The sequence below is a fragment of the Amycolatopsis sp. NBC_00348 genome (assembly GCF_036114655.1).
Taxonomy (GTDB): Bacteria; Actinomycetota; Actinomycetes; order Mycobacteriales; family Pseudonocardiaceae; genus Amycolatopsis.
This window is the reverse complement of record NZ_CP107994.1, coordinates 3,418,992-3,440,631: the sequence shown is the minus strand read 5'-3', so window position 1 is coordinate 3,440,631 and position 21,640 is coordinate 3,418,992. Positions and strand designations below refer to the sequence as shown.

19 protein-coding genes are annotated in these 21,640 nt (G+C 71.6%); 7 read left to right on the top strand and 12 right to left on the bottom strand.

Features of this window, described 5'->3' with window-relative positions; genetic code table 11:
• Nucleotides 1-194: 194 nt before the first annotated feature.
• From OHS58_RS14485 to OHS58_RS14465, 5 genes are all read right to left on the bottom strand, one after another.
• Complete coding sequence (locus OHS58_RS14485; protein WP_328648569.1) at nt 195-1,181, bottom strand: 3-oxoacyl-ACP synthase III family protein; 987 nt, start codon at nt 1,179-1,181, stop codon at nt 195-197.
• Nucleotides 1,178-3,034: a ThiF family adenylyltransferase gene (locus OHS58_RS14480; RefSeq protein WP_328648568.1), complete on the bottom strand. Its 1,857-nt coding sequence runs from the start codon at nt 3,032-3,034 to the stop codon at nt 1,178-1,180. The genes OHS58_RS14485 and OHS58_RS14480 overlap by 4 nt, the downstream gene beginning before the upstream one ends.
• 338 nt (nt 3,035-3,372) lie before the next feature.
• Complete coding sequence (locus OHS58_RS14475; protein WP_328649809.1) at nt 3,373-3,618, bottom strand: hypothetical protein; 246 nt, start codon at nt 3,616-3,618, stop codon at nt 3,373-3,375.
• A gap of 310 nt (nt 3,619-3,928) precedes the next feature.
• Complete coding sequence (locus OHS58_RS14470; protein WP_328648567.1) at nt 3,929-6,235, bottom strand: beta-glucosidase; 2,307 nt, start codon at nt 6,233-6,235, stop codon at nt 3,929-3,931.
• Between the two features lie 28 nt (nt 6,236-6,263).
• The gene (locus tag OHS58_RS14465) at nt 6,264-7,274 is read right to left on the bottom strand and encodes a LacI family DNA-binding transcriptional regulator (RefSeq protein WP_326949361.1); all 1,011 of its coding nucleotides are present in this window, start codon (nt 7,272-7,274) and stop codon (nt 6,264-6,266) included.
• Between the two features lie 133 nt (nt 7,275-7,407).
• On the opposite strand from OHS58_RS14465, the gene OHS58_RS14460 reads away from it, so the two are divergent.
• From OHS58_RS14460 to OHS58_RS14445, 4 genes are read left to right on the top strand one after another with little or no spacing between them, the layout of a single operon-like run.
• Nucleotides 7,408-8,706 (top strand): extracellular solute-binding protein, encoded by a 1,299-nt coding sequence (locus tag OHS58_RS14460; protein ID WP_326953513.1) that lies wholly within the window; start codon nt 7,408-7,410, stop codon nt 8,704-8,706.
• Entirely contained in the window at nt 8,703-9,671 is a 969-nt protein-coding gene (locus tag OHS58_RS14455; RefSeq protein WP_247051541.1) for a carbohydrate ABC transporter permease, read from the top strand. Before OHS58_RS14460 ends, OHS58_RS14455 begins: the two co-directional genes overlap by 4 nt.
• A complete protein-coding gene (locus tag OHS58_RS14450) occupies nt 9,671-10,495 on the top strand; it encodes a carbohydrate ABC transporter permease (protein ID WP_247051542.1) in 825 nt (274 codons plus the stop codon). Before OHS58_RS14455 ends, OHS58_RS14450 begins: the two co-directional genes overlap by 1 nt.
• 15 nt (nt 10,496-10,510) lie before the next feature.
• On the top strand, nt 10,511-13,540 hold the full coding sequence (locus tag OHS58_RS14445) for a glycosyl hydrolase 115 family protein (RefSeq protein WP_328648566.1): 3,030 nt from the start codon (nt 10,511-10,513) through the stop codon (nt 13,538-13,540).
• Between the two features lie 475 nt (nt 13,541-14,015).
• Here the strand turns inward: OHS58_RS14445 and OHS58_RS14440 are convergent, their stop codons facing one another.
• A complete protein-coding gene (locus tag OHS58_RS14440; RefSeq protein ID WP_328648565.1) occupies nt 14,016-15,074 on the bottom strand; it encodes a LacI family DNA-binding transcriptional regulator in 1,059 nt (352 codons plus the stop codon).
• A 72-nt stretch (nt 15,075-15,146) separates the two neighbouring features.
• Between OHS58_RS14440 and OHS58_RS14435 the strand changes: the two genes are divergently transcribed.
• Entirely contained in the window at nt 15,147-15,293 is a 147-nt protein-coding gene (locus OHS58_RS14435; RefSeq protein WP_328648564.1) for a hypothetical protein, read from the top strand.
• Between the two features lie 80 nt (nt 15,294-15,373).
• Here the strand turns inward: OHS58_RS14435 and OHS58_RS14430 are convergent, their stop codons facing one another.
• Nucleotides 15,374-15,919: a polysaccharide deacetylase family protein gene (locus OHS58_RS14430; protein WP_328648563.1), complete on the bottom strand. Its 546-nt coding sequence runs from the start codon at nt 15,917-15,919 to the stop codon at nt 15,374-15,376.
• A 53-nt stretch (nt 15,920-15,972) separates the two neighbouring features.
• Nucleotides 15,973-16,908 carry an acyl-CoA desaturase gene (locus tag OHS58_RS14425; protein ID WP_326949366.1) on the bottom strand — a complete coding sequence of 312 codons (936 nt, stop codon included), beginning with the start codon at nt 16,906-16,908 and terminating at the stop codon, nt 15,973-15,975.
• A gap of 285 nt (nt 16,909-17,193) precedes the next feature.
• Here OHS58_RS14425 and OHS58_RS14420 point away from each other — a divergent pair, with 285 nt between their 5' ends.
• Nucleotides 17,194-17,421 (top strand): hypothetical protein, encoded by a 228-nt coding sequence (locus tag OHS58_RS14420; RefSeq protein ID WP_326949367.1) that lies wholly within the window; start codon nt 17,194-17,196, stop codon nt 17,419-17,421.
• Nucleotides 17,422-17,497: 76 nt separating this feature from the next.
• Here OHS58_RS14420 and OHS58_RS14415 read toward each other — a convergent pair whose 3' ends face one another.
• The 3 genes from OHS58_RS14415 to OHS58_RS14405 form a co-directional block, all read right to left on the bottom strand.
• On the bottom strand, nt 17,498-17,701 hold the full coding sequence (locus OHS58_RS14415) for a cold-shock protein (RefSeq protein WP_086680104.1): 204 nt from the start codon (nt 17,699-17,701) through the stop codon (nt 17,498-17,500).
• A gap of 99 nt (nt 17,702-17,800) precedes the next feature.
• Nucleotides 17,801-19,066 (bottom strand): cyclopropane-fatty-acyl-phospholipid synthase family protein, encoded by a 1,266-nt coding sequence (locus tag OHS58_RS14410; RefSeq protein WP_328648562.1) that lies wholly within the window; start codon nt 19,064-19,066, stop codon nt 17,801-17,803.
• Between the two features lie 20 nt (nt 19,067-19,086).
• Nucleotides 19,087-20,493, bottom strand: a complete 1,407-nt coding sequence (locus tag OHS58_RS14405) for an FAD-binding oxidoreductase (RefSeq protein ID WP_328648561.1) — start codon at nt 20,491-20,493, stop codon at nt 19,087-19,089.
• Between the two features lie 174 nt (nt 20,494-20,667).
• Between OHS58_RS14405 and OHS58_RS14400 the strand changes: the two genes are divergently transcribed.
• Entirely contained in the window at nt 20,668-21,087 is a 420-nt protein-coding gene (locus OHS58_RS14400) for a DUF6292 family protein (RefSeq protein WP_326949370.1), read from the top strand.
• A 58-nt stretch (nt 21,088-21,145) separates the two neighbouring features.
• On the opposite strand, the gene OHS58_RS14395 is transcribed toward OHS58_RS14400, so the two are convergent.
• On the bottom strand, nt 21,146-21,586 hold the full coding sequence (locus OHS58_RS14395; RefSeq protein WP_328648560.1) for an ATP-binding protein: 441 nt from the start codon (nt 21,584-21,586) through the stop codon (nt 21,146-21,148).
• Nucleotides 21,587-21,640: the final 54 nt, after the last annotated feature.

The window sequence follows — 21,640 nt, the reverse complement described above, 5'->3', positions numbered from 1 at the left end:
TTCGGGAGCGACGACTTCGGGTGGGGACGAACAAGACGGCGCCACTATAGGGCATGACCGTGACCCCGATCACGTACCCCGCCGTCGGGTTTTCCCTTGTGTCCCAAAGATGTCCACAATCCGCGCGACGTCACTCGCGGTGGTCGGGCGGTGACGCGGCCCCGGCTCGGGAGCCGGGGCCGCGTCCGCTCAGCTCACCCGTGGCGGAAGCACAGCGTCCCCCACTGGAAGCCCGCGCCGATGGACGAGACCACGTACGTGTCGCCCCGGCGGACCGCGCCCTGGCCGAACGCCGCGTGCAGCGCCGTGAACACGCCGGCCGAACCGGTGTTGCCCAGGCGGTCCACCGTGATCGGCGCCCGCGAGCGTGCCACGCCCAGCTTGTCCAGCGCCGCCGTGATGATGTTCAAGTTCGCCTGGTGCAGGAAGAAGTGCGTGATCTCCTCCACCGACAGCCCGGCCTCGTCGACCGCACGCAGGATGCTGTCCGGCAGGCAGCGGGTCGCGGTGTTCCAGACCGCGCGGCCGTCCATCTTCAGGTAGTGGTCCGACGCCGACGCGGCGGCCGGCGGGAGGCGCGAACCGCCCGCCGGGATCTCCACGTCGTACGACAGCTCCGTGCCGAAGTCCCAGCCCAGCAGTCCGCCGGACGACGACGCGTGGGTCAGGACCGCCGCGCCCGCCGCGTCTCCGAAGAACACCCGCGTCGTGCGGTCGGCCGGGTCGGTGACGCGGGACGCGCAGTCCGCGGCGATGACCAGCACCGTCGACGCCGCCGACGTCTGGAGCAGGTGCGCCGCCAGGAACAACGCCTGGACGCCGTTCGCGCACGCCGCCTGCGTGATGTCCAGCGTCAGCGCGCGGTCCGCGCCCAGCAGCTCCTTCACGATCAGCGCCGTCGAGGGGAGCGGCTGGTCGTAGGTGTAGGTCCCGACGATGATCGCGTCGACGTCGCGGGCGGTGATGCCCGCCGCGGCCAGCGCGGAGTGGGCCGCCGCCACGCACATGTCCGACGTCGCGCGGTCCGGCGCGAGCCGGCGGCGGACGCGGATGCCCGTGCGGCTGATGATCCACTCGTCCGACGTGTCGAGCGTCGCGGCCAGCTCCGCGTTCGTGACGACGTCCGGCGGCAGGTGGACGCCGGTGCCGGTGATCGTGACCGGGACGGCCAGCGCGCTCACACCGCACCGCCCGCGAAAACGCTGCGCGCCGGGCTGAGCTGCTGGGAAAGGTCGGTGTAGAACCGGCCCGACTCGCACGGGCGGCCGAGCAGGATGCGGCGGGCCGCCTCGGCGCACAGCGCGCCACCCAGCGCGACGCCGGACGCCAGCTGCGGCCAGCTGCTCAGCGTGCGCCCGAGCTCGTTGAACGACGCGGCCAGCTCGGGGCTGATCCGGTCGGCGTCCACCATCGCCAGGATGAGGTCGACCTTCTCCTGGTAGCCGAGGTTCGCCAGATCGACGGACTTCACGTCGCCGAGCAAGCCGTGCAGCAGCGCCCGGTCGGGCTCCCGGTCGAACCGCTCGACGTCGAGCATGCCGCGGTCGTTGCAGTCCATCACCACCGGGATGCCGAGGTCACGCGCGTACTCGCGGGCCGCGATCTTCACCCACGGCGTGTCGCACTCCTCGACGAGCAGGTCGATCCCGCCGGCGAAGAAGTCCTCGATCGTGTCCGCGGTCAGCCCGTCGCGCTCGATCTCGATGTCGAGGTACGGGTCGATCTCGAACATCTGCCGCGCGGACAGCACCGCCTTGTTGACGCCGAGGTGGTGCACGCCGGCGCGCAGCCGGTTCAGGTTGGACAGCCCGAAGTCGTCGAAGTCGGCCAGCCGGTACGCGCCGCCGATGCCCTCCAGCGCGAACGTCAGCGCCGCGCTGTTGCCGACCGACAGGCCGATGATCCCGATCCGCTTGCCGAAGAGGTCACGCTGTTCCGGGCGCTCGATCCGGCCGCGGTTGCGGTCGGTGCGGACGAGCCGGAACTCCTCGCGCGGCAGCACGTGCACCAGCCGCCCCGACCACGGGTACCACACCCAGGTGCCGTACTCCCACGCCGCGACGCCGGTCAGCTGCTCGCGCTTCTTCCGGTCGATCTCGGCGTCGTCCCGGCACGCCGGTTCGCGGCTGCGGACCAGTTCGGTGAGCTGCTCGTCGAGGGTGTCGTGGACTTCGCGGACCTCGCCGGAGGCCAGCAGCCGGGTGAGCGCGTCGTGGTCGGCCGCGGTGAACAGCACCGGCCGCCAGACGTCGCGGTCGGGCGCGGCGGCCTCGGTCAGCGTGAGCGGCGCCGCGCGGGGCGCCCGCGGTGCGGGGAGCAGTGGCGACGGGCCGCTCGCCGCGATGAGCGGGAACTCGTCCCGCAGCCGCGTCACGAGGTCGTGCTGCCGGCCCGCGCCGTCGAGCACGCGGTGGAACATGATCACGACGTCCTCGGTGTAGCGCGGGACGTAGCGGCGGGTGCCGGGCACCGGCCGGAAGCCGAACCGTTCGTGGAACCGGTCCTGGCCGTCCTTCGTGCCGGACGTGCCGATCATCGCCCGCGCGCCCAGGTGGTGGGCCGCGCCGATCGCCAGCGCGTTGAGGTACTGCCCGAGCCCGAGCTTGCGCGCCCGGTGCTCGACGACGAGCCGGCTGTGCTCGAACACCTCGGACACCGGAATGCCTTCGGCCGCCAGGAGTTCCTCGTAGCTCGCGTCGCCGAGGTAGGCCCGGGACTGGAAGCGTTCGCCGGAGTCCGGTGTGGACAGCCGGATGTAGCCCAGCGGCTCACCGCCGGGACTGCGGCGGGCGATGAAGTGCCACGCGCCGAAGTCGAGGTCCTGGTCGTCGGCGTGGGAGCCGTCCGAGCGGAGGAACGCGGGGCGGCGGCCGTGGTCGAACAGGATCCGGGCGCGCAGCTCGCGGACCGCGTCGATCAGGGTGTGGTCGCCGGCGCCCGGCTGCGGCCCGAGGAACGCGGTGACGTGCCAGTCCGGCGAGCCGGGCTGCGGGGACCACGATTCGCGGGGGCCGGGGTGGTTCAGGTCGGTCAAGTTCCGTCTTTTCTCAAGGAGTTCCGGGGGACCTGTCCGGCCGCGGCGAGCGTGGTCCGGACCAGGGCAGGCGGGACACTAGCAGCGGGCGGACGGCCCGGCCCGGCGGTGCGCCGCGGCGATCTTCCCGCTCGGCCCAGCCGGGAAATCCTTTACTCGCAAGAGAATTGACGGTGTGTCACAGACGACGACCACGAATGATGAAGATCGAGCGACACTGCCACCCGATGGAGTGGCGGTGTCTCTCGCAGGGCGACGGAGAGAAGATCAAGCCGGCTACGCTCCACAGAGGATTGTGGTCGGCTTCACAAGCGCGTCTTCACCCCCGCGGGGGAGCGTCAGCGGTGGTCGAACAGTCCAAAAGGGACACTCGACGCGAGCGCCCGGTACCCGGCCGGGTTGAGGTGCAGGTGGTCGCCGACGTCGTAGGCGGGCCGCAGCTGCCCGGGCGCGGCCGGATCGCGGGCCACGCGGTCGAAGTCGAGCACCGCGTCGAAGTGGCCGCGGATCCACGTGTTGACCCGCTGCCGAGCCGCTTCGCGCCCGGGGGTGTCGTAGGGGGCGTTGCCGCCGAACGGCGTCAGCGTCGCGCCGTAGACGCGGATGTCCCGCGCGTGATGATCTGGTCGTAGGCGTCGATCAGGTCGTCCGCGGTCTGCGCGGCGGGTCCGGTGGCCGCGGTGCCAATGTCGTTCACGCCCTCGACGGCTTGCGGTGGTAGGCGTTCGAGAGAATCGTCAGGGCCCGCCGAAGTCCGTGAATGCCACATCGAGGGACACCATGTCCCTCGATGTGGCATTCACGGACTTCCGGGGTGTGCTCAGCCGCAGGCAGATCCGGGGCCGCCCGCGGAGAGGTGGGCGGTCTGGCGCAGCGAAGCGTCGAAGGGGTGCTTCACACCGAGAACTCCGGCGCCAGCACGCGATCGAACCCGACCTCCCGGCGCGGCCCGGACAGCGTGCAGTGCAACGTCGCGACGATCTGCTCGCTCGACGTGCCGACGCGCAGTTCGACGTCGCCGGGCTCGACCAGGCGGTGACCCGCGCGGCCGGTGTAGGACGTCAGGTCCGCGTGCAGGCCGATGTCCAGGACCTTCGCCTCACCGGGCTCGAGGTCGACCCGGCGCGCGGCGATGAGCTGACGCTCCGGGCGGGCCACCTCGGCGACCGGGTCGTGCAGGTACACCTGGACGACTTCGGACGTCGGCCGGTCGTGGTCGTTGCGCAGCGTCACCCGGACCTGGCAGGTGCCGTCGGTCGGCCACAGCGACCCCGTCGCGCTGACGTCCTGCCAGGTCGCCGGCGCGTAGGAAAGCCCGTGCCCGAAGGGGTACAGCGGTGTCGGGTCGACCGTGCTGACCTCGCTGCGCCGGCCCAGCGGGGCCGCCAGGTACGTCGACGGCTGGCTCGCGCCGGCCGCCGGGAAGCCGACCGGCAGCCGGCCCGAGGGGTTGATCCGTCCACTGAGGACACTCGCGAGCGCGGGCGCGCCCTCTTCGCCGGGGTAGAAGCCGCAGACGATCGCGGCCAGCCGGTCCGCCTGCCGCGACAGCTCGTACGGTCGCCCCGACAGCAGGATGAGGATCACCGGCTTGCCCGTCGCGAGCAGGGCTTCGAGGAGTTCCTCCTGCCGGCCGGGCAGCCGCAGGTCGGGCGCGTCGCAGCCCTCACCGGACGTTCCGCCGCCGAACAACCCGGCCCGGTCGCCCAGCACGGCGACGCAGACGTCCGCGGCCGCCACGGCCGAGACGGCCTCGGCGATCCCGTCGTCGTCCCCGCCGACCACCGGGCAGCCCAGCGCGTAGGTGACGTCGTGGTCGGCCCGCAGGGCCTCGACGACCGTGGGCACCTCGACGCCGAACGGGACGTCGGGGTGGTGGACGCCGACGTGCAGCGGGAACGAGTAGCAGCCCATCATCGCGCCGGCCGCGTCCGCGCGCGGGCCGACGACGGCGACCCGGCGGCCGGGGGCCAGCGGGAGCGTGCCGTCGTTGCTCAGCAGCACGATCGAGCGTTCGGCCACCTCACGGGCCAGGTCCCGGGACTCCGCGTCGTCGAGGTCGATCTCCTCCGGCACCTCCGGGGCCCAGTCCGCGTCGAGCAGGCCCAGCTCGCACTTCTGGCGCAGCACGCGTTCGAGGGCCCGGTCGACGACGGCGGCATCGACCGAGCCCTCTTCCACCGCGGCGAGCAGCGGCTCTCCGTAGCAGTCCATGGTGGGCAGTTCCACGTCGACGCCCGCGGTCAGGGCCTGGCTGGCGGCGTCGCCGCGGTCGGCGGCGACGCCGTGCAGCCGGTGCAGGAACGCCACCGAGAAGTAGTCGGCGACGAGCGTGCCCGTGAACCCGTAGGTGTCGCGCAGCAGGTCGGTCAGCAGCGCCTGGTCGGCGACGGCCGGGACGCCGTCGACGTCGGTGTAGGAGTTCATCACCGAGCGGGCGCCCGCGCGCAGGGCCAGCTCGAACGGCGGGAGCAGGACGTCCGCGATTTCGCGCGGCCCCACCGAAACCGGCGCGAGGTTGCGCCCCGCGCGGGAGGCGGAGTACCCGACGAAGTGCTTCAGCGTGGCGACGACGCCGGCCGCCTCGAGGCCCGCGACGTAGGCGCTGCCGATCGTGCCGACCAGATACGGGTCCTCGCCGATGGTCTCTTCGACGCGGCCCCAGCGCAGGTCGCGGGCGACGTCCAGGACCGGCGCGAGGCCCTGGTGCACGCCGAGGCCCACCATGGTCCGGCCGATCCGTTCGGCCATGCGGCGCACCAGGTCCGGGTCGAAGCTCGCGCCCCACGACAGCGGCGCGGGGAAGATGGTGGCCTGCCACGCGGCGAGCCCGGTGAGGCACTCCTCGTGCACCATGGCGGGAATCCCGAACCGGCTGCTCGTGATGATCTGCCGCTGGGTGCGCGCCAGGCTGCGGGCGCCGATCACCGGGTCGACCGGGCGGGTGCCGAACACCCGGGTCAGCTGGCCGATCCCGTGCCGGGCCAGGTCGTCGAGGTCGATCACGGCGTCGACGAACTCGTGCTGGTGCGGGGCCATCTCGCCGCCGGCGTCGATGCCGACCCAGACGCCGTAGAGCTGGCCGAGCTTTTCGCGCGGGGTCATCCGCCCCATCAGCGCGCGGACGCGCTCGGCCGGGTCGGCGGTGGGGTCACGCCAGGGCTCCGCTGATTTGGGGGCCTCGGTGGGCTGCGTGGTCAAGGCTGTCCGCCCTTCGTAGGGGAGAAGATCAGGGGAGGGCGCGGGTCGAGCGCCGCACCACCAGGCCGGTGTCCAGGGTGAGGTGGGTGCGCTCGACGGCGTCGCCGTTGATCAGCGCGATGAGCATGCTGATCGCGCGGTGGCCCATCTCGCGGATCGGCTGGTCCACTGTGGTCAGTGGCGGGCTGCAGAGCGCCGACTCGGGCACGTTGTCGAAGCCCACCACGGAAAGGTCTTCGGGCACCGAGAGGCCCAGCTCGCGGGCCGCGCCAACGGTCGCGATGGCCGAGATGTCGTTCGCGGCGAACACCGCGGTCGGCCGGTCGGGCCCGGTCAGCAGCTCGTGCGCCGAGGCCGCGGAGATCTCCGGGTCGTACGCGCCGTCCCGGATCAGGGCCTCGTCCACCGCGACGCCCGCCGCCGTCAGGGCGCGCAGGTAGCCGGTCTTGCGCAGCTCGGCGGACTGCAGGTCGGGCCGGCCGGCGAGGAAGCCGATCCGGCGGTGGCCCAGCTCGAGGAGGTGCTCGGTGGCCAGCTGCGCGCCGCGCAGGTTGTCCGAGTCGATGGTGGGCAGGTGCGACGGCCCGGTGTGCGGGTCGACCGCGACCACCGGCGTGCCGGGCACGGCCTCCAGCGAGACGGCCGGCGTGACCAGCACGGCGCCGTCGACGAGGGTGCCGCTCAGCCGGGAGAGGTAGCGCTTCTCCCAGCCCTTCGGGTCGCCGGTGCGCCCGCCCGCGGAGTAGACGACGAGCTCGAAGCCACTGCCGCGGATCGCGTCCGCGGCTCCCTTGAGCAGCTCGGTCGAGAACGGTTCCAGGTCGGCGACCAGGATGCCGATCACGTTGGTCCGGTGGTTGCGCAGGCTCTGCGCGACGAGGCTCGCTTCGTAGCCGAGTTCTTCGATCACCGCCCGGACCTTCGCGAGCGTCGCGGCGGAGACGCCGTAGCGGTCGTTGATCACTTTGGAGACCGTGGCCACCGAGACGCCGGCGCGGGCCGCGACGTCACGGATGGTCACCCTGGAACTGGGCTGCATCGGCTCAGACTAGCCATGTAAAACGTTATCGACAACGATTGACATCCGTTTTTCGCTGGCGCAGACTCTTCGCCAACCCGGGCGTTGTCACGCCCCGTCCAACTCGGCCGAAGTCGTCAGGAGTGGACCCAAGATGTTTGTGAAACGCCGAATCCCCGTAGTCGCCGCGCTCGCGGCGGTCGTACCGCTCGCCCTCGCGGCGTGCAGCGGTGGGGGGAGTGACGCGCCCGCGCAGCCGAGCGGCCCGGTCACCCTCACCTGGTGGCACAACGGCACCACCGACCCGATCAAGTCGATCTGGGAGAAGGTGGTCACCGACTACCACCAAGCACACCCGGACGTCACCATCAAGGCCCAGCCGCTGCAGAACGAGGACTTCCCCACCAAGGTGCCCCTCGCCCTGCAGGGGGCCGAGCCACCGGACGTCTACCAGTCCTGGGGCGCCGGCGACCTGGCTTCGCAGATCACTTCGGGCAAGGTCGCCGACATCACCGACGCCACGAAGTCGTGGATCTCCGCGACCACCGGCAAGTTCGGCGAAAACTGGCAGGTCGACGGCAAGCAGTACGGCGTGCCGTTCGAGCAGCACTTCGTCGGCTTCTGGTACCGCAAGGACCTGTTCTCCGACGCCGGGATCACCGAGCCGCCGAAGACCATCGACGACCTGAACACCGCCGTCACCAAGCTCAAGGCCAAGGGCGTCGCGCCGATTTCGGTGGGTGGCAAGGACCGCTGGCCGGATGCCTTCTACTTCAACTACTTCGCCGTCCGCGAATGCTCGGTCGACGTGCTCAAGCAGTCGGTGAAGGCGATCAAGCTCGAGGACCCGTGCTGGACGAAGGCGGGGCAGGACCTGAAGAACTTCCTGGCCACGCAGCCGTTCCAGACCGGGTTCGCCGGCACCGCCGCCCAGCAGGGCGCGGGCAGCTCGGCCGGCCTGGTCGCCAACGGCAAGGCGGCGATGGAGCTGCAGGGCGACTGGGAGCCCGGCACGATGTCGGCGCTGACCGAGGACAAGCAGCTGGATTCCAAGGTCGGCTGGTTCCCGTTCCCGTCCGTGCCCGGCGGCGCGGGCGACCCCGCGGCCGTGCTCGGCGGCGGTGACGGTTTCGCCTGCACCACCCGCGCGTCGAAGGCGTGCGCGGACTTCCTGCAGTACCTGGGCAGCGAGCCGGTGCAGACGCAGCTCGCCGCGCAGGGCGCCGGCTTGCCCGTCAACACCGTCGCCGCCAAGGCGCTGAAGACCGACACCCTGAAGGCCGTCTACGACTACGGCACGAAGTCGCCGTACCTGCAGATGTACTTCGACCGGGCGTTCCCGACGGCGGTCGGCGCCGCGCTGAACGACGCGGTGGCCAACATGTTCGCCGGCCAGGGCACCCCCGAAGGCATCGTGGCGGCCGTCAACCAGGCCGCGGCGGGCAACAAGTGACCACGACCACCAGCCCGGTGCGGGCGGCGCGACCGCCCGCACCGGCGGTGCCGGTCCGGAAGCGGCGGTCGAGCCTGCGCAAGCGGCTCGAGCTGGCGCTGCTGCTCGGCCCGGCGCTGCTGCTGTTCGCCGGGTTCGTCCTGGTGCCGATCGGGATCGCCGCGTTCTACAGCCTGTTCAACTGGAACGGGTTCGGCGCGCTCGACGACTTCGTGGGCTTCGACAACTACGTCGACGCCTTCGGCGGCGACGTGTTCCAAAGCGCGATCGTGCACAACCTGATCATCGCCGGGCTGTCGATCGTGGTGCAGCTGCCGCTGTCGATCGGTCTGGCGCTGCTGCTCAACCGGAAGCTGCGCGGCCGGGCGGTGCTGCGGTCCCTGGTGTTCGCGCCGTACGTCCTGTCCGAGGCGATCACCGCGGTGATCTGGGTGCTCATGCTGCAGCCGAGCGGGTTCGCCGACCAGGTGCTCGAAGGCGCCGGGCTCGGCGGCCTGGTCCGGCAGTGGCTGGCCGACCCGGGCATCGTGCTCTACACGCTGTTCGCGGTGATCACCTGGAAGTTCATCGGCTTCGGCATCATCCTGCTGCTGGCCGGGCTGCAGGGGGTGCCGGCCGAGCTGCGCGAGGCCGCCGCGCTCGACGGCGCGTCGGCGTGGCAGACCACCCGCCACGTCGTGCTGCCGCTGCTCGGGCCGACCATCCGGATCTGGATCTTCCTGTCGGTGATCGGCTCTCTGCAGCTGTTCGACATCGTGTGGATCATGACGCTCGGCGGGCCCGCGAACGCGTCGACGACGATGGCGACCTACCTGGTCGACCACGGCTTCAAGCGCTACGAGTTCGGGTTCGGCTCCGCCGTCGCGGTGATCCTCTTCGTCATCTGCTTCGTGTTCGCGCTGCTGTACCAGCGGTTCGCACTGCGCCGGGACACCCAGGGTGCCCTGACGAGGATGGTGGGTTGATGCGCTCGCGCCGGTTCGGCCTGTCGATGGGGTATCTCGCGGCGATCGTCGTGGTCGGTGTGACTCTCGTGCCGCTGCTGTTCGTGGTGCTCGGCGGGTTCCGCAGCAACGCGCAGATCAACTCCGACCCGGCGGGGCTGCCCGGGCCGTGGATCACCGAGAACTACGCCTCGGTCCTCGGCTCGAGCGCGTTCTGGACGTTCCTCGGCAACAGCGCGCTGATCGCGGTGATCGCGACCGCCGTGGCCGTCGGCCTGGGCTCGATGGCCGGGTTCGCGCTGTCTCGGTACCACTTCAAGGGCCGTGAAGCGCTGTACACGCTGTTCACGCTCGGCCTGCTGTTCCCGCTCACCGTGGCGACGCTGCCGCTGTACCTGTGGCTGCGCCAGCTCGGCATGCTGGAGAGCTTCTGGGGCGTCGCGATCCCCGAGGCGGCGTTCTCGCTGCCCGTGACGATCGTGATCCTCCGCCCGTTCATGCACGCCATCCCCGGCGAGCTGGAGGACGCCGCGGTGCTCGACGGCGCGAGCCGGCTCGGGTTCTTCTGGCGGATCCTGCTGCCGCTGTCGGCGCCCGCGCTGACGACGGTCGGCGTGCTCGCCTTCGTCACCAGCTGGAACGCCTACCTGCTGCCCCTGCTCGTGTTCAACGACTCCGCGCACTTCACGCTCCCGCTCGGCGTCGCCACGTTCCAGTCCCAGTACTCCCAGGACACCGCCCGGGTGCTCGCGTTCACCGCGTTGTCGATGATCCCCGCGCTCGCGTTCTTCGTGCTCGCCGAACGACGCATCGTCGGCGGGCTCACCGGATCCGTGAAGGGCTGACTCAGGAGGTCTCCCGTGACGTCCGAGGTACACCGCCGTGCCTTCCTCCAGCTGCTGGCCGTGGCCGGCGCCGGAACCGCCGTGCTGCCGGGAACCGCCGAAGCAGGCACGGGCTTCCCGCTGGTGGAGCGCGGGAAAGCCGCGACCATCGTGGTGGGTTCCGGGGACCGGCCGGGGGTGCGCCGGGTCGCCGGCGACCTCGCGGCCGACGTCGAGCGCGTCACGGGCGTGCGGCCCGCCGTCTCGATCGACGTCGTCCCCGCGCACGGGCCGGTGGTGCTGATCGGCACCCTCGGCCACAGCCCGCTGGTCGACGACCTGGTCCGCGCGGGTCGCCTCGACGTCACCGGGATCGCGGGCAAGTGGGAGACGTCGCTGAGCCAGGTCGTCGACGGGACGCTGGTGCTCACCGGCAGCGACCAGCGCGGCGTGATCTACGGCGTCTACGAGATCTCTCGGCGCATCGGCGTCTCGCCGTGGTACTGGTGGGCCGACGTCCCGCCGCGGCGCAGCGCGGAGCTGCACCTGCCGGGCGAGCGGTTCAGCCTGGGCACGCCCCGCGTCAAGTACCGCGGGTTCTTCATCAACGACGAGAACCCGGCGCTCGGCACCTGGGCACCGGCGTACTTCGGGCCGGGCAAAGCCCCGGGCTACCCGGGCGGCTTCACCCACGAGTTCTTCGCGAAGGTCTTCGAGACCATGCTGCGGCTGCGGGCCAACTACCTGTGGCCGGCGGTGTGGGGCCGCGCGTTCGCCGAGGACGACCCGCTCAACCACGCGACGGCCAAGGAGTACGGCGTCGTCATGGGCACCTCGCACGAGGCGCCGATGATGCGCGGGATCGAGGAGTGGAACCGGCACGCGGTCGCCGCGGTCCGCGACGCGGCCGGCACCATCGTCACGCCCGGCCACGACCCGTACGGCGGCACAGGGGAGTGGAGCTTCCGCCGCAACGGCGAAGCGATCAAGGCCTACTGGGCCGACGGGATCCGCCGGATGGCCCGCGAGGACTTCGAAGGCGTCGTCACGCTCGGCATGCGCGGCAACGGCGACGTCAGCCTGCCCGACGGCGACGGCATCGAGCTGATGCGCGAGATCCTGGCCACCGAACGGGAAATCCTCGCGCGGGAGCTGACCACTGACGTCCCGCAGGTGTGGACGCTCTACAAGGAGGTCCAGCGCTACTGGGCGCAGGGCCTGCGGCCGGCCGACGACGTCATCGTGGTGTTCACCGACGACAACTGGGGCAACATCCGCAAGCACCCGGATCTCTCGTTGCCGCCGCATCCGGGCGGGTACGGGCTGTACTACCACTTCGACTACGTCGGCGGCGGTCGCAACTACAAGTGGGTCGACACCGCCCTGATCGCGAACACGTGGGAGCAGCTGAACCAGGCCGTCTCCTACGGCAACGACCGGCTGTGGGTCGTGAACGTCGGCGACCTGAAGGGCAACGAGCTGCCGCTGCAGTTCTTCCTCGACTACGCCTGGAATCCCTCGGCGCTGCCCGCGTCGCGACTGTCCACCTGGGAGCGGGACTTCGCGGCGACGAACTTCGGGGCCGCGCCGGCGTCGGACATCGCGTCGGTGCTGCACGACTACGGGCGGCTGCAGTCGCGCCGGAAGCCGGAGCTGCTGAACCGGAAGATCACGCTGCAGGCCGACGGCACGATCGTGTACGACGACCAGGCGACGCCGTTCAGCCTGGTCAACTACCGCGAGCTGGACACGGTCACCGACGAGTGGCAGGCGCTGGCCGCGCGTGCGTCGAAGATCTCTTCGCGACTGCCCGCGGTGTACCGGGACGCCTACTACGAGCTGGTGCTGTACGAGGTCGGGGCGACGGCGAACCTGTACGCGTTGCGGCGCGCCGAGTTCACGAACCTGCTGTACGCGGCGCAGGGGCGCGCGTCGGCGAACGGCTTGGCCGCGTTGACCGAGGCCCGGTTCGCCGACGACCTCGCGCTGGCGGCGAAGTACAACACCGGCATCGCGGGCGGGAAGTGGAACGGGTTCCAGACCCAGCCGCACATCGACTACGGCGACGTCGCGCGCTACGGCCCGAACGCGCCGTGGCAGCAGCCGGAGAAGGACAACGTCGCGCTGCCGGACGTCATCTTCCCGGCGGTACAACGGGTTTCCGTTCCCGCTGCCGCCGAGATGGGGGTCGCGGTCGACGGCTCTGACCAGTGGTGGCCCGCGGCGCCGGGACGTCCGGTGCTGCCGGAGTTCAGCCCGTTCCAGAGCACGCCGGCGCAGTACGTCGACGTGTTCAACAGGGGGCGGACACCGTTCCGCTGCACCGTCACGGCCGGGGCGCCGTGGGTACGCGTCGAGCCGCGCGGCGGCCGGGTGGACGAGGAGCTGCGGATGACGGTGCGGATCGACTGGGCCCGCGCGCCGAAGGGCACGACGACGGTGCCGATCACGGTGTCGGGTGCGGGACGCACGGTCTTCGTGGACGCGATGGTCGTCAACCGCTCGCTCCCGGTGACGTGGCGGCACGGGTTCGTCGAGGCCGGTGGACACGTCTCGATGGAGGCCGACCACGGCGACGCCGTGCCCGCGGCGGGCGTGTCGTGGCGGCGGATCCCGGACCTCGGCCGCACGGGCGCCGGGATGACACCGTTCCCGGTGACGGCGCCGAGCCACGCGGCGGGCGCGGGCCCGCGGCTGGAGTACCGGATGACGCTGTTCACGACCGGCCCGGTGACGGTCTGGGCGTACCTTTCGCCGCGCAACAACGTGCTGCAGGGCGACGGGCTGCGCTACGCGGTCTCACTGGACGACGCGGCCCCGCAGGTCGTCAACATCACGAAGGCGTCCGGCGCGGACGACACGACCATGAACCGCCAGTGGGAACGGACGACATCGGACAACGTCAACCTGACCTCGACGCGGCACGTGGTCGCCGCACCGGGCCCGCACGTGCTGAAGCTCTGGATGATCGACCCGGCGGTGGTGGTGCAGAAACTGGTGGTCGACACGGGCGGCCTGCGGCCGAGCTACCTCGGACCGCCGGAGAGCACGAGGCTGGGAAGGTGACCAGCCGCTGCGCCTGGCCGCCTGGTCGCGGCGGGCGGGCCACGGTCCGGCGGGCGGCCGCCGTGACCGACCGCTGCGCCTTGTCGCGGCGCGCGGTCCGGAGATTGTCCGCCGTGATCGGCGGCCGTGCTGCCGGGCGACACCGGCCCGGCTACCGCGGTGCGGGGATCACACCTTCCGCCGGGGCGGCGACAGTCAGCCAGGGTCGCGGGGTCCGGTCGCTGGCAGAGCGCGGCCTGGCGCTTTCGGCTTGGCGCTTTCGTCGCGTGCCGGTGGGCCGGGCCCGGCGGGCTGTCGGGCGGCGCCGACCCGGCTGCCGCGGTGCGGCGATCGCGTGCTCTGCCGGGGCGGCGACACCCGGCCAGAGGTGCGGGGTCCAGTCGTCGGCGGAGTGCGGCCTGGCGCTTTCGGCGGGGCGACCATGTCGCGTGCCGGTGGGCCGGGCCCGGCGGGCTGCCGTCCGGCTCCAGCCGGGTTACCGCGGTGCGGGGATCACGTGCTCCGCCGGGGCGGCTGTGCTGTGGCGGACCACCAGGCTTGTCGCCAGCTCCAGCCGTCGCGCCTCCGGGGCCATGCCGCGGGCCAGTGCGATCGCCAGCCGGGCGCCCGCCGCCGCCATTTCCTGCAGGGGTTGGCGGATCGTCGTCAGCTCCGGGGTCAGCCACCTGGCCACCGGGAGGTCGTCGAAGCCGACGACGCTCAGGTCGGTGGGGATCTTCAAACCCGCGTCGCGGGCTGCCTCGTACACGCCCAGGGCCTGCAGGTCGCTGCCGGCGAAGACCGCCGTCGGGCGGTCGGGGAGGGTGAGCAGTGATGCCAGCTCGCGGTAGCCCGACCGGACGTGGAAGTCGCCCTTGCGGACCAGCGCCGGGTCGAACGCCAGGCCCGCCGTCTCCAGCGCCGTGCGGTAGCCGTCGATCCGGGCGCGGCTGCACAGCACGCCGTCCGGGCCGCCGATCATCGCGATCCGGCGGTGGCCCAGCTCCACCAGGTGCCGGGTCGCGGTCAGCCCGCCCTGCCAGTTCGTCGCCCCGATCGAGGGCGTCTCCGGGCCGGGCGCGCCGGCGGGGTCGACGATCACCAGCGGGATGTCCCGCGCGCGCAGTTTCGCCAGCTGCCCGCTCGTGAAGTCGGAACACACCGAAACGATGCCGACCGGCCGCCGGGCGAGCACGCTTTCCAGCCAGCTCTGCCCCGGCGTGTGCCGCCCCGACGATTCCGCCAGCACGACCGCCATTCCGTTTTCGCGGGCGACGTACTCGACCCCGCGGATGATTTCGAGCGCCCACGTGCTTTCGAGTTCGTGGAACATCAGTTCCAGCAGCCGGGAACGGCGGGAACGCTCGTCGGCGCGCCGCCGGTAACCGTATTTCCCGATGACGGCTTCGACGCGGGCGCGTGTGCTTGCGGCGACGTCCGGACGCCCGTTCAGCACCTTCGAAACGGTCGGCACGGAAACGCCGGTCTCGGCGGCGATCCGGGCGATGGTGACCCGCGACGCTGCGGGTTCGAGATCGTCGGATTTCACTGGCATGAAGGGGATTCTAGGTCATCGGGCGCGGAATGGACACGCTCGAAACTTTCGAGCATTGCTCCGAAAGGTACCTTGACCACCGTCGACGGCGGCTCCTATCGTCGGAAATCTCCCTATTCCCCGAGGAGTCACGAGATGGTGCACGCAATTCCGGTCGAACGCGCCCTGGTCGCGGTGCTGGCGTTCGCGCTGTCCTCGCCCGGGGATTCGACGACGTGACGCCGGAGAACGAGAGGAAATGGGGCACGGTCGAGGCGGTGCGCGGGCAGGCCGAAAGCCGAAGACGGACTACGCGCGCATCAACCCGTGACCGCGGCCGCCCGCAGGCCCCGGGAAGCGAGCGCGGCCAGGATGCGGGGGACGGCGGCGACCGTCGACGCGTAGCCGCCGTCGTGCATCAGGATGATCCCGCCCGGCTCGACCGCGGCTGCGGCGTCGACGATCTCGCCGGTCGAAACCCCGGCCCAGTCGCGGGTGTCGACCGTCCACAGGACCTCGGTGAGCCCGTGCCCGGCGATCGTGGTCGCCACCGAAGCGTCCGTGTCGCCGTACGGCGGGCGGAACAGCGCGGGCCGGGTGCCGGTGATCCCGGCCAGCAGGTCCTGCGTGCGCGCCACCTCTAGCTCCCGGGCCGCGGGGGAGAGCGACGGCAGTCGCGGGTGCGTCCAGCTGTGGTTGCCGATGGTGTGCCCGGCCGCGGCGATGGCGCGGACCAGGTCCGGGTGATCAGCCGCGCGGGAGCCCTGGAGGAAGAAGGTCGCCGGCGCGTCGTCCAGTGCGGCGAGCAGCGCCGGCGTCGTCTCCGGGTGGGGGCCGTCGTCGAAGGTCAGGGCGACCGTGTCCATCCGTCCACGGTCCACCCCGCCCGCGACGACCGGCAAGGAGTTTCGGCGGGCTTTCAGCGCGCCATGGCGGCGAGGCGCTTGGCCGTCGGCCAGCGGACCTGCCAGGCCCAGCCGAGCTTCTCGAACGCCCAGATCACCCGGGCGGAGATGTCGATCTGGCCGCGCTGCACGCCGTGGCGGGCCGACGTCGGGTCCGCGTGGTGGGAGTTGTGCCAGGACTCGCCCATCGACAGGATCGCCAGCGGCCAGAAGTTCGCCGAGCGGTCCCGGCTCGCGAACGGCCGTTCGCCGATCATGTGGCAGATCGAGTTCACCGACCACGTCACGTGGTGCTGGAAGGAGATCCGGGCCAGCCCGGCCCACAGGAACGCGGTCAGCGCGCCCCACCACGACAGCGTGATCAGGCCGCCGAGCAGCGCCGGGAGCAGCAGGCTCGTCACCACCCACACGGGGAACAGGCGGTCGACGACGCGGATGTCGCGGTCGGCGGCCAGGTCGGGGGCGAACCGCTCGATGTTGGTCTTGTCGCGGCCGAAGAGCCAGCCCATGTGCGCGTGCCAGAAGCCGCGGGCCAGCGCGACCGGGGACGTGCCGAACAGCCACGGGGAGTGCGGGTCGCCCTCGCGGTCGGAGAACGCGTGGTGGCGGCGGTGGTCGGCCACCCAGGTGATCACGGGGCCCTGGGCGGCGAGGCCGCCGGCGACGGCGAGCGCGATGCGCAGCGCCCGCTTCGCCCGGAACGCGCCGTGCGTGAAGTAGCGGTGGTAGCCGATGGTGATCCCGAGCGTCGACACGACGAAGAAGCCGCCGCCGATCGCCAGGTCCAGCCAGCTGACGCCCCAGCCCCAGAACACCGGGACCGCCGCGGCGAGCGCGAGGAACGGGATGAGGAGGAAGGCGCGGATGGTGAGCAGCTCGGGGATGGTCTGCTTGCCGGAGAGGACCGGCTTCGGGGCAGGTCGGGGTTTCACCGGGGTGGGTGAGGTCATGCACCACTCGTTTCGAGGTCTTCGCCACGCGCGGAGGGGGGTCCTGCGCGGGAGGCCGGGGACGCGGGACACCCGGCTCGATCAGCTGTGTACGCGCGGCCCGCCGCACGGTCGCCGCTCCTGCCGGCGCCCGGCCGTCAAGGGCCGAGGGACGGGAGTGCGCCCGGCACTGCGCCGGCCTACGAGGTGCTCCCGTGCTTCCGAGGCTACCTGAGCCGCGTGTGAGCCCGCAGTGTGGCGAACGAGGGAGACCTGGGGCGCGCACCGGCGCAGTACGGTGGGCGGATGGCAGAACGAGCAGGTGGACCCGCCCTGGACCCGACCCTCTCCGAATGGCTCAAGGCCCGCGACGAGACCCACCGGCACCTCGGCACCGCCGAGGCCACCGTCGACGCCGGCTGGACCCAGCGCCTGGCCGACCTGCTGGCCACCGAGCAGTCCTGGCAGGCCCAGTACACCGAGCTCGTCGCCCTCGGCACCCCCGGCCGCCGGTTCCCGACGTCCAACCGCTGACGGGGCGTCGGAGAACCCCGGAAAAGGGGAATGCCCCCGCCCCGGAGGGGGCGAGGGCATTCCAATGTCGCGTGGTTCAGATGACGCTGACCCGCTGGGCCTGGGGGCCCTTCTGGCCCTGGCCGATTTCGAACTCCACACGCTGGCCCTCGTCGAGCGACTTGAAGCCGGTGCCCTGGATCTCGGAGTAGTGGACGAACACGTCCGGACCCCCGCCATCCTGAGCGATGAAGCCGAAGCCCTTTTCACCGTTGAACCACTTGACACTGCCCTGAGCCATACCCATACCTACTTCTCATCAGTGAGCCTGGCCGCCCCGTTCGGACGCCCGGTCTCGTGACTATCCTCGCAGAAGTGCGCGCGAGAGGCACGCCCGGTCTCAAACGCCCCAGTCGGGACGCAGCGGCATCCCCATTCCGCCCTGGTTGTCGGTGCGTACGCCGAGGATCTGGTGCAGCTCGATCTCCCGCCGTTCGAACGCCAACCGGCAGGCCGCGAGGTAGAGCGCCCACACCCGGCTCCGGCCCGCCCCGGCCTCGGCGACGGCCTCGTCCCAGTGCTCGTCGAGGTTGGCGCACCAGCCGGCCAGGGTGGTCGCGTAGTGCTCGCGGAGGTTCTCCGAGTGCCGCACCTCCAGGCCGCTGTCGTGCATGGCCGTCATCAGCTCGCCGGGGGCCTCCAGCTCGCCGTCCGGGAAGACGTAGCGGTCGATGAAGCCCCGGGAGCGGTGCGCGACGCTCGAGTCCGGGTTGGTGATGCAGTGGTTGAGCAGCCGTCCGTGCGGCTTGAGCTTGGCGGCCAGGAAGCGGAAGTAGCCGGGCACGTTGCGGGCGCCGATGTGCTCGGTCAGGCCGATCGACGAGATCGCGTCGAACCCGGTTTCGGTGACGTCCCGGTAGTCGAGGTGCCGGATCTCGGCGCGGTCGGCCAGGCCGAGGGCGACGATGTTCTTCTGCGCCCACTGCGCTTGTTCACGCGAAAGTGTGACCCCGAGCGCCTCGACGCCGTAGTGGCGGACGGCGTGCGCGACCATGCCGCCCCAGCCGCAGCCGACGTCGAGCAGCTTCATGCCGGGCTTGAGGCCGAGCTTGCGGCAGACCAGGTCGAACTTGTGCTCCTGGGCCTGCTCCAGCGTGGCGCCGTCCTCGGGGAACACGGCGCAGGTGTAGGCCATCGACGGCCCGAGGACCAGCTCGTAGAACCGGTTGGAGACGTCGTAGTGGTTCGAGATCGCGCTGCTGTCGCGCTCCTTCGAGTGCCGCAGGCCGGACAGGCTCCGCCGGAACCGGCCGGGCAGCTCCTCGGCGGGCGGCTCGACGCGGCGCAGGTGGGCGGGCCCGAGCTTGCGCAGCAGCCAGACGCGGTCGGCTGGGGTCAGCTGGTCGACCTGGGCCGCCAGCGCGTGCAGCGCCGTGTAGAGGTCGCCCTTGACGTCGATGGCGCCGGCGACGTACGCGCGGGCCAGGCCGAGGTCACCGGGGGAGGAGATCAGGTAGTCCAGCGCGAGCGGCGAGCGGACCTCGATGGCCACCGGCGCGTCGGCCGGGCCGGTGCCGGAGCCGTCGTAGGCGGTGATGGACACCGTGGAGCTGGGGCCGAGCAGGCGTGCGAAGACTTCGCCGACCGGGATGGTTGCCTTGGTCACGTTCGTTCCTTTCAGGGCGTTCACCGGCGCCGGACGCACTTCTCGTAGAGGCCGAGCAACCGGCCGTCCGGGTCGTAGGCCCGCTTGAGCTCCCGGTAGGCGTCCCCGTTGTAGAGGCGCCAGAACTCTTCCTCGGAGTAGAAGCTGTCCGAGTAGAGCGACTTGTGGCCGCCGAGGCGGGTGACCTCGGCTTCGATCAGCCGATTGTGGACGCCGTCGCGTTCGCCCGGGTCCAGGGGTACCGAAGACCAGAACCCGAAGTTGACGTAGAGCTCTTCGGGGTCCAGTTCGTAGAGCGGCCAGCGCACCCCGCCGGGGCGCTGGCGCAGCGGGCAGATCCACACCGGGCTGATCGGGATCTCCCGCTCGAAGAACTCGAGGAAGTCCGCGGCCCGGCTCAGCGGCACCTCGATGTCCTGCACGATCGTCTCCTCGGGCGGCATCCGCCGGAGCTTGAGGAGCTTGGCGGCGATCCCGAAGCGGCGGTCGAGCGCGACGAGCTTCCAGTACACCGAGGAGCGCAGGAACCGGCGGCCCATCAGCAGCCGGGGCAGCCGGGACTGGACGCCGAAGGCGCGTGAGCACCAGAACCAGTCGGTGTCCCAGCGCCACAGGTAGTCACGGACGGTGAGGTGGTCGGTCTCGCGCTGCTGGATCGAGCGGTAGTAGATGTCGAGCCAGGTGTAGTCGCTCGTCGCCGGCGCGGTGTCGGTGAACGTGCCCAGCGTGAGGTACAGCTCGTCCGGGCCGAACACGGTGCCGTCGACGAAGTCGACCGCTTCGCCCTCGTACGTCCGAGTGGTACAGACCTCACCGAGGGCCGCGAAGAGCGCCTCGCGGTCGTGGTGGCGGACGTGGCGCACCTTCACGAACGGCTTCACCGGTTCCAGCCGGATCCGCAGGCGCAGCGCGTACCCGAGCGTGCCGTAGGAGTTCGGGAAGCCGTGGAACAGGTCGCGGTGCTCGTTGTCCGGCGTGGCGACGACGATGCCGCCGTCGCCGGTCATGATCTCCAGCTCCAGCACCGACTCGTGAGGCATGCCGCTGCGGAACGAGCTCGACTCGATGCCGAGGCCAGTGACCGCGCCGCCGAGGGTGATCGTCTTGAGCTGCGGCACCACCAGCGGCATCAGCCCGTGCGGCAGCGTGGCGTCGACCAGCTGCTCGTAGGTGACCATGCCTTCGACGTCGGCGGTCAGCGTCTCCGGGTCGACGCGCAGCACGTGGGTGAACCCGGAGACGTCCAGGCCGGGGTGCCCGGCCGACGTGCGGGAGCGGAAGAGGTTCGACGTCCGCTTCGCCAGCCGGACCGTGGCTTCGCCGGCGACCGCCGCCAGCTGCCGCCTGAGGTCGTCGACGCGGGATTCGTGTTCGGGGAAGGCCGGGCCCGGGCGGGCCTGGGGCGCACCGGCCTGATCGATCGTCACACCCCGATCCTGCCTCACGGGGGAAGGCAGCGCACCGTGCCTGTCCGCTCGTTGTCCCGTTGGCCGGAACCGGCCCCGATCCCGTGGTTGATCCACGGGGGCGTGGGGTATCCGCGATCGGGTCCCGAACGAGGGCGCGGAAGATCCCGCGCCGACGGGGAAAGCGAGGCGGCGTTGAGCATTTCCATCGATTTCGGGCGCGACACGGAGTTCTCGTTCGAGCGGCGGTTGCGCGGTTACCTGGGGGCGGTCGCCCGGGCCGTGGGGGTCGGGCCGGAGTCCGGCACCATCGACCTCGACACCCCGGTGTCGGCCTACGTCGCCCTCGACTGGCGGCTGCGCCGGTTCCCCGGGCACGACCTCGCCCTCGTCTGGGACGAGGTGCACGGCTGGGCCGTGGCGCTGGAGGACTCCGGCGGCGACGCCGTCGTGCTGGCCTACCTCGGCGGCGAAGTGCTGCCCGAACCCCGCGCCGTCGTGCGGTTCCTCGCCGCCGTGCGCGCCGGTGACCCCGCCGCGGGGCTGCTCGACGCGCCGGTCCTGCGGGCGGCGGGCCACCACGAGGAGCTGCTCGGCGCGCTGCCGGCGGAATGAGCGCAGCCGGGGTTCCAGGCCGTCCGCGATCTCACGCCGGGGAACGAGCCGTGAGCGGTCAGTGTTCGTGGAACAGCTGGGCCGGGACGAGCGCCCACACCGTCTTGCCCGGTTCGGTCGCGCGCACGCCCCACCCCAGCGACAGCTGTTCGACCAGCTGCAGGCCGTGGCCGCCGCCGGCCGCGACGCGCTCGACCGACGGGTCTTCGTCGACGACCTCGACCAGCAGGCCGCGCAGCTCGCGCGTCACCCGCAGCCAGGACGGGCGCGGAGTGTGGTCGTAGGCGTTGCCGACCAGCTCGTCGACCACGAGCAGCAGCGCGCCGAGCGGCTCGTCCTTCGTCCGCCCGAAGCCGAGGCAGCCGGCGACGGTCGAGCGGATCCGGCGCAGCGCCGGCCGCGTCGTGAGGTCGACGGTCAGCTCCGCGGCCGTGGCGACCCGCAGGCTGAGCCGCTCCACGACCAGGTCCCAGCCCGGGGGCAGTGCTTCGCCGTCCATCCATCGCTCCCTCGCACCCGGACACGCCCACCAGGAGTTCGGCGCCACCGGTCG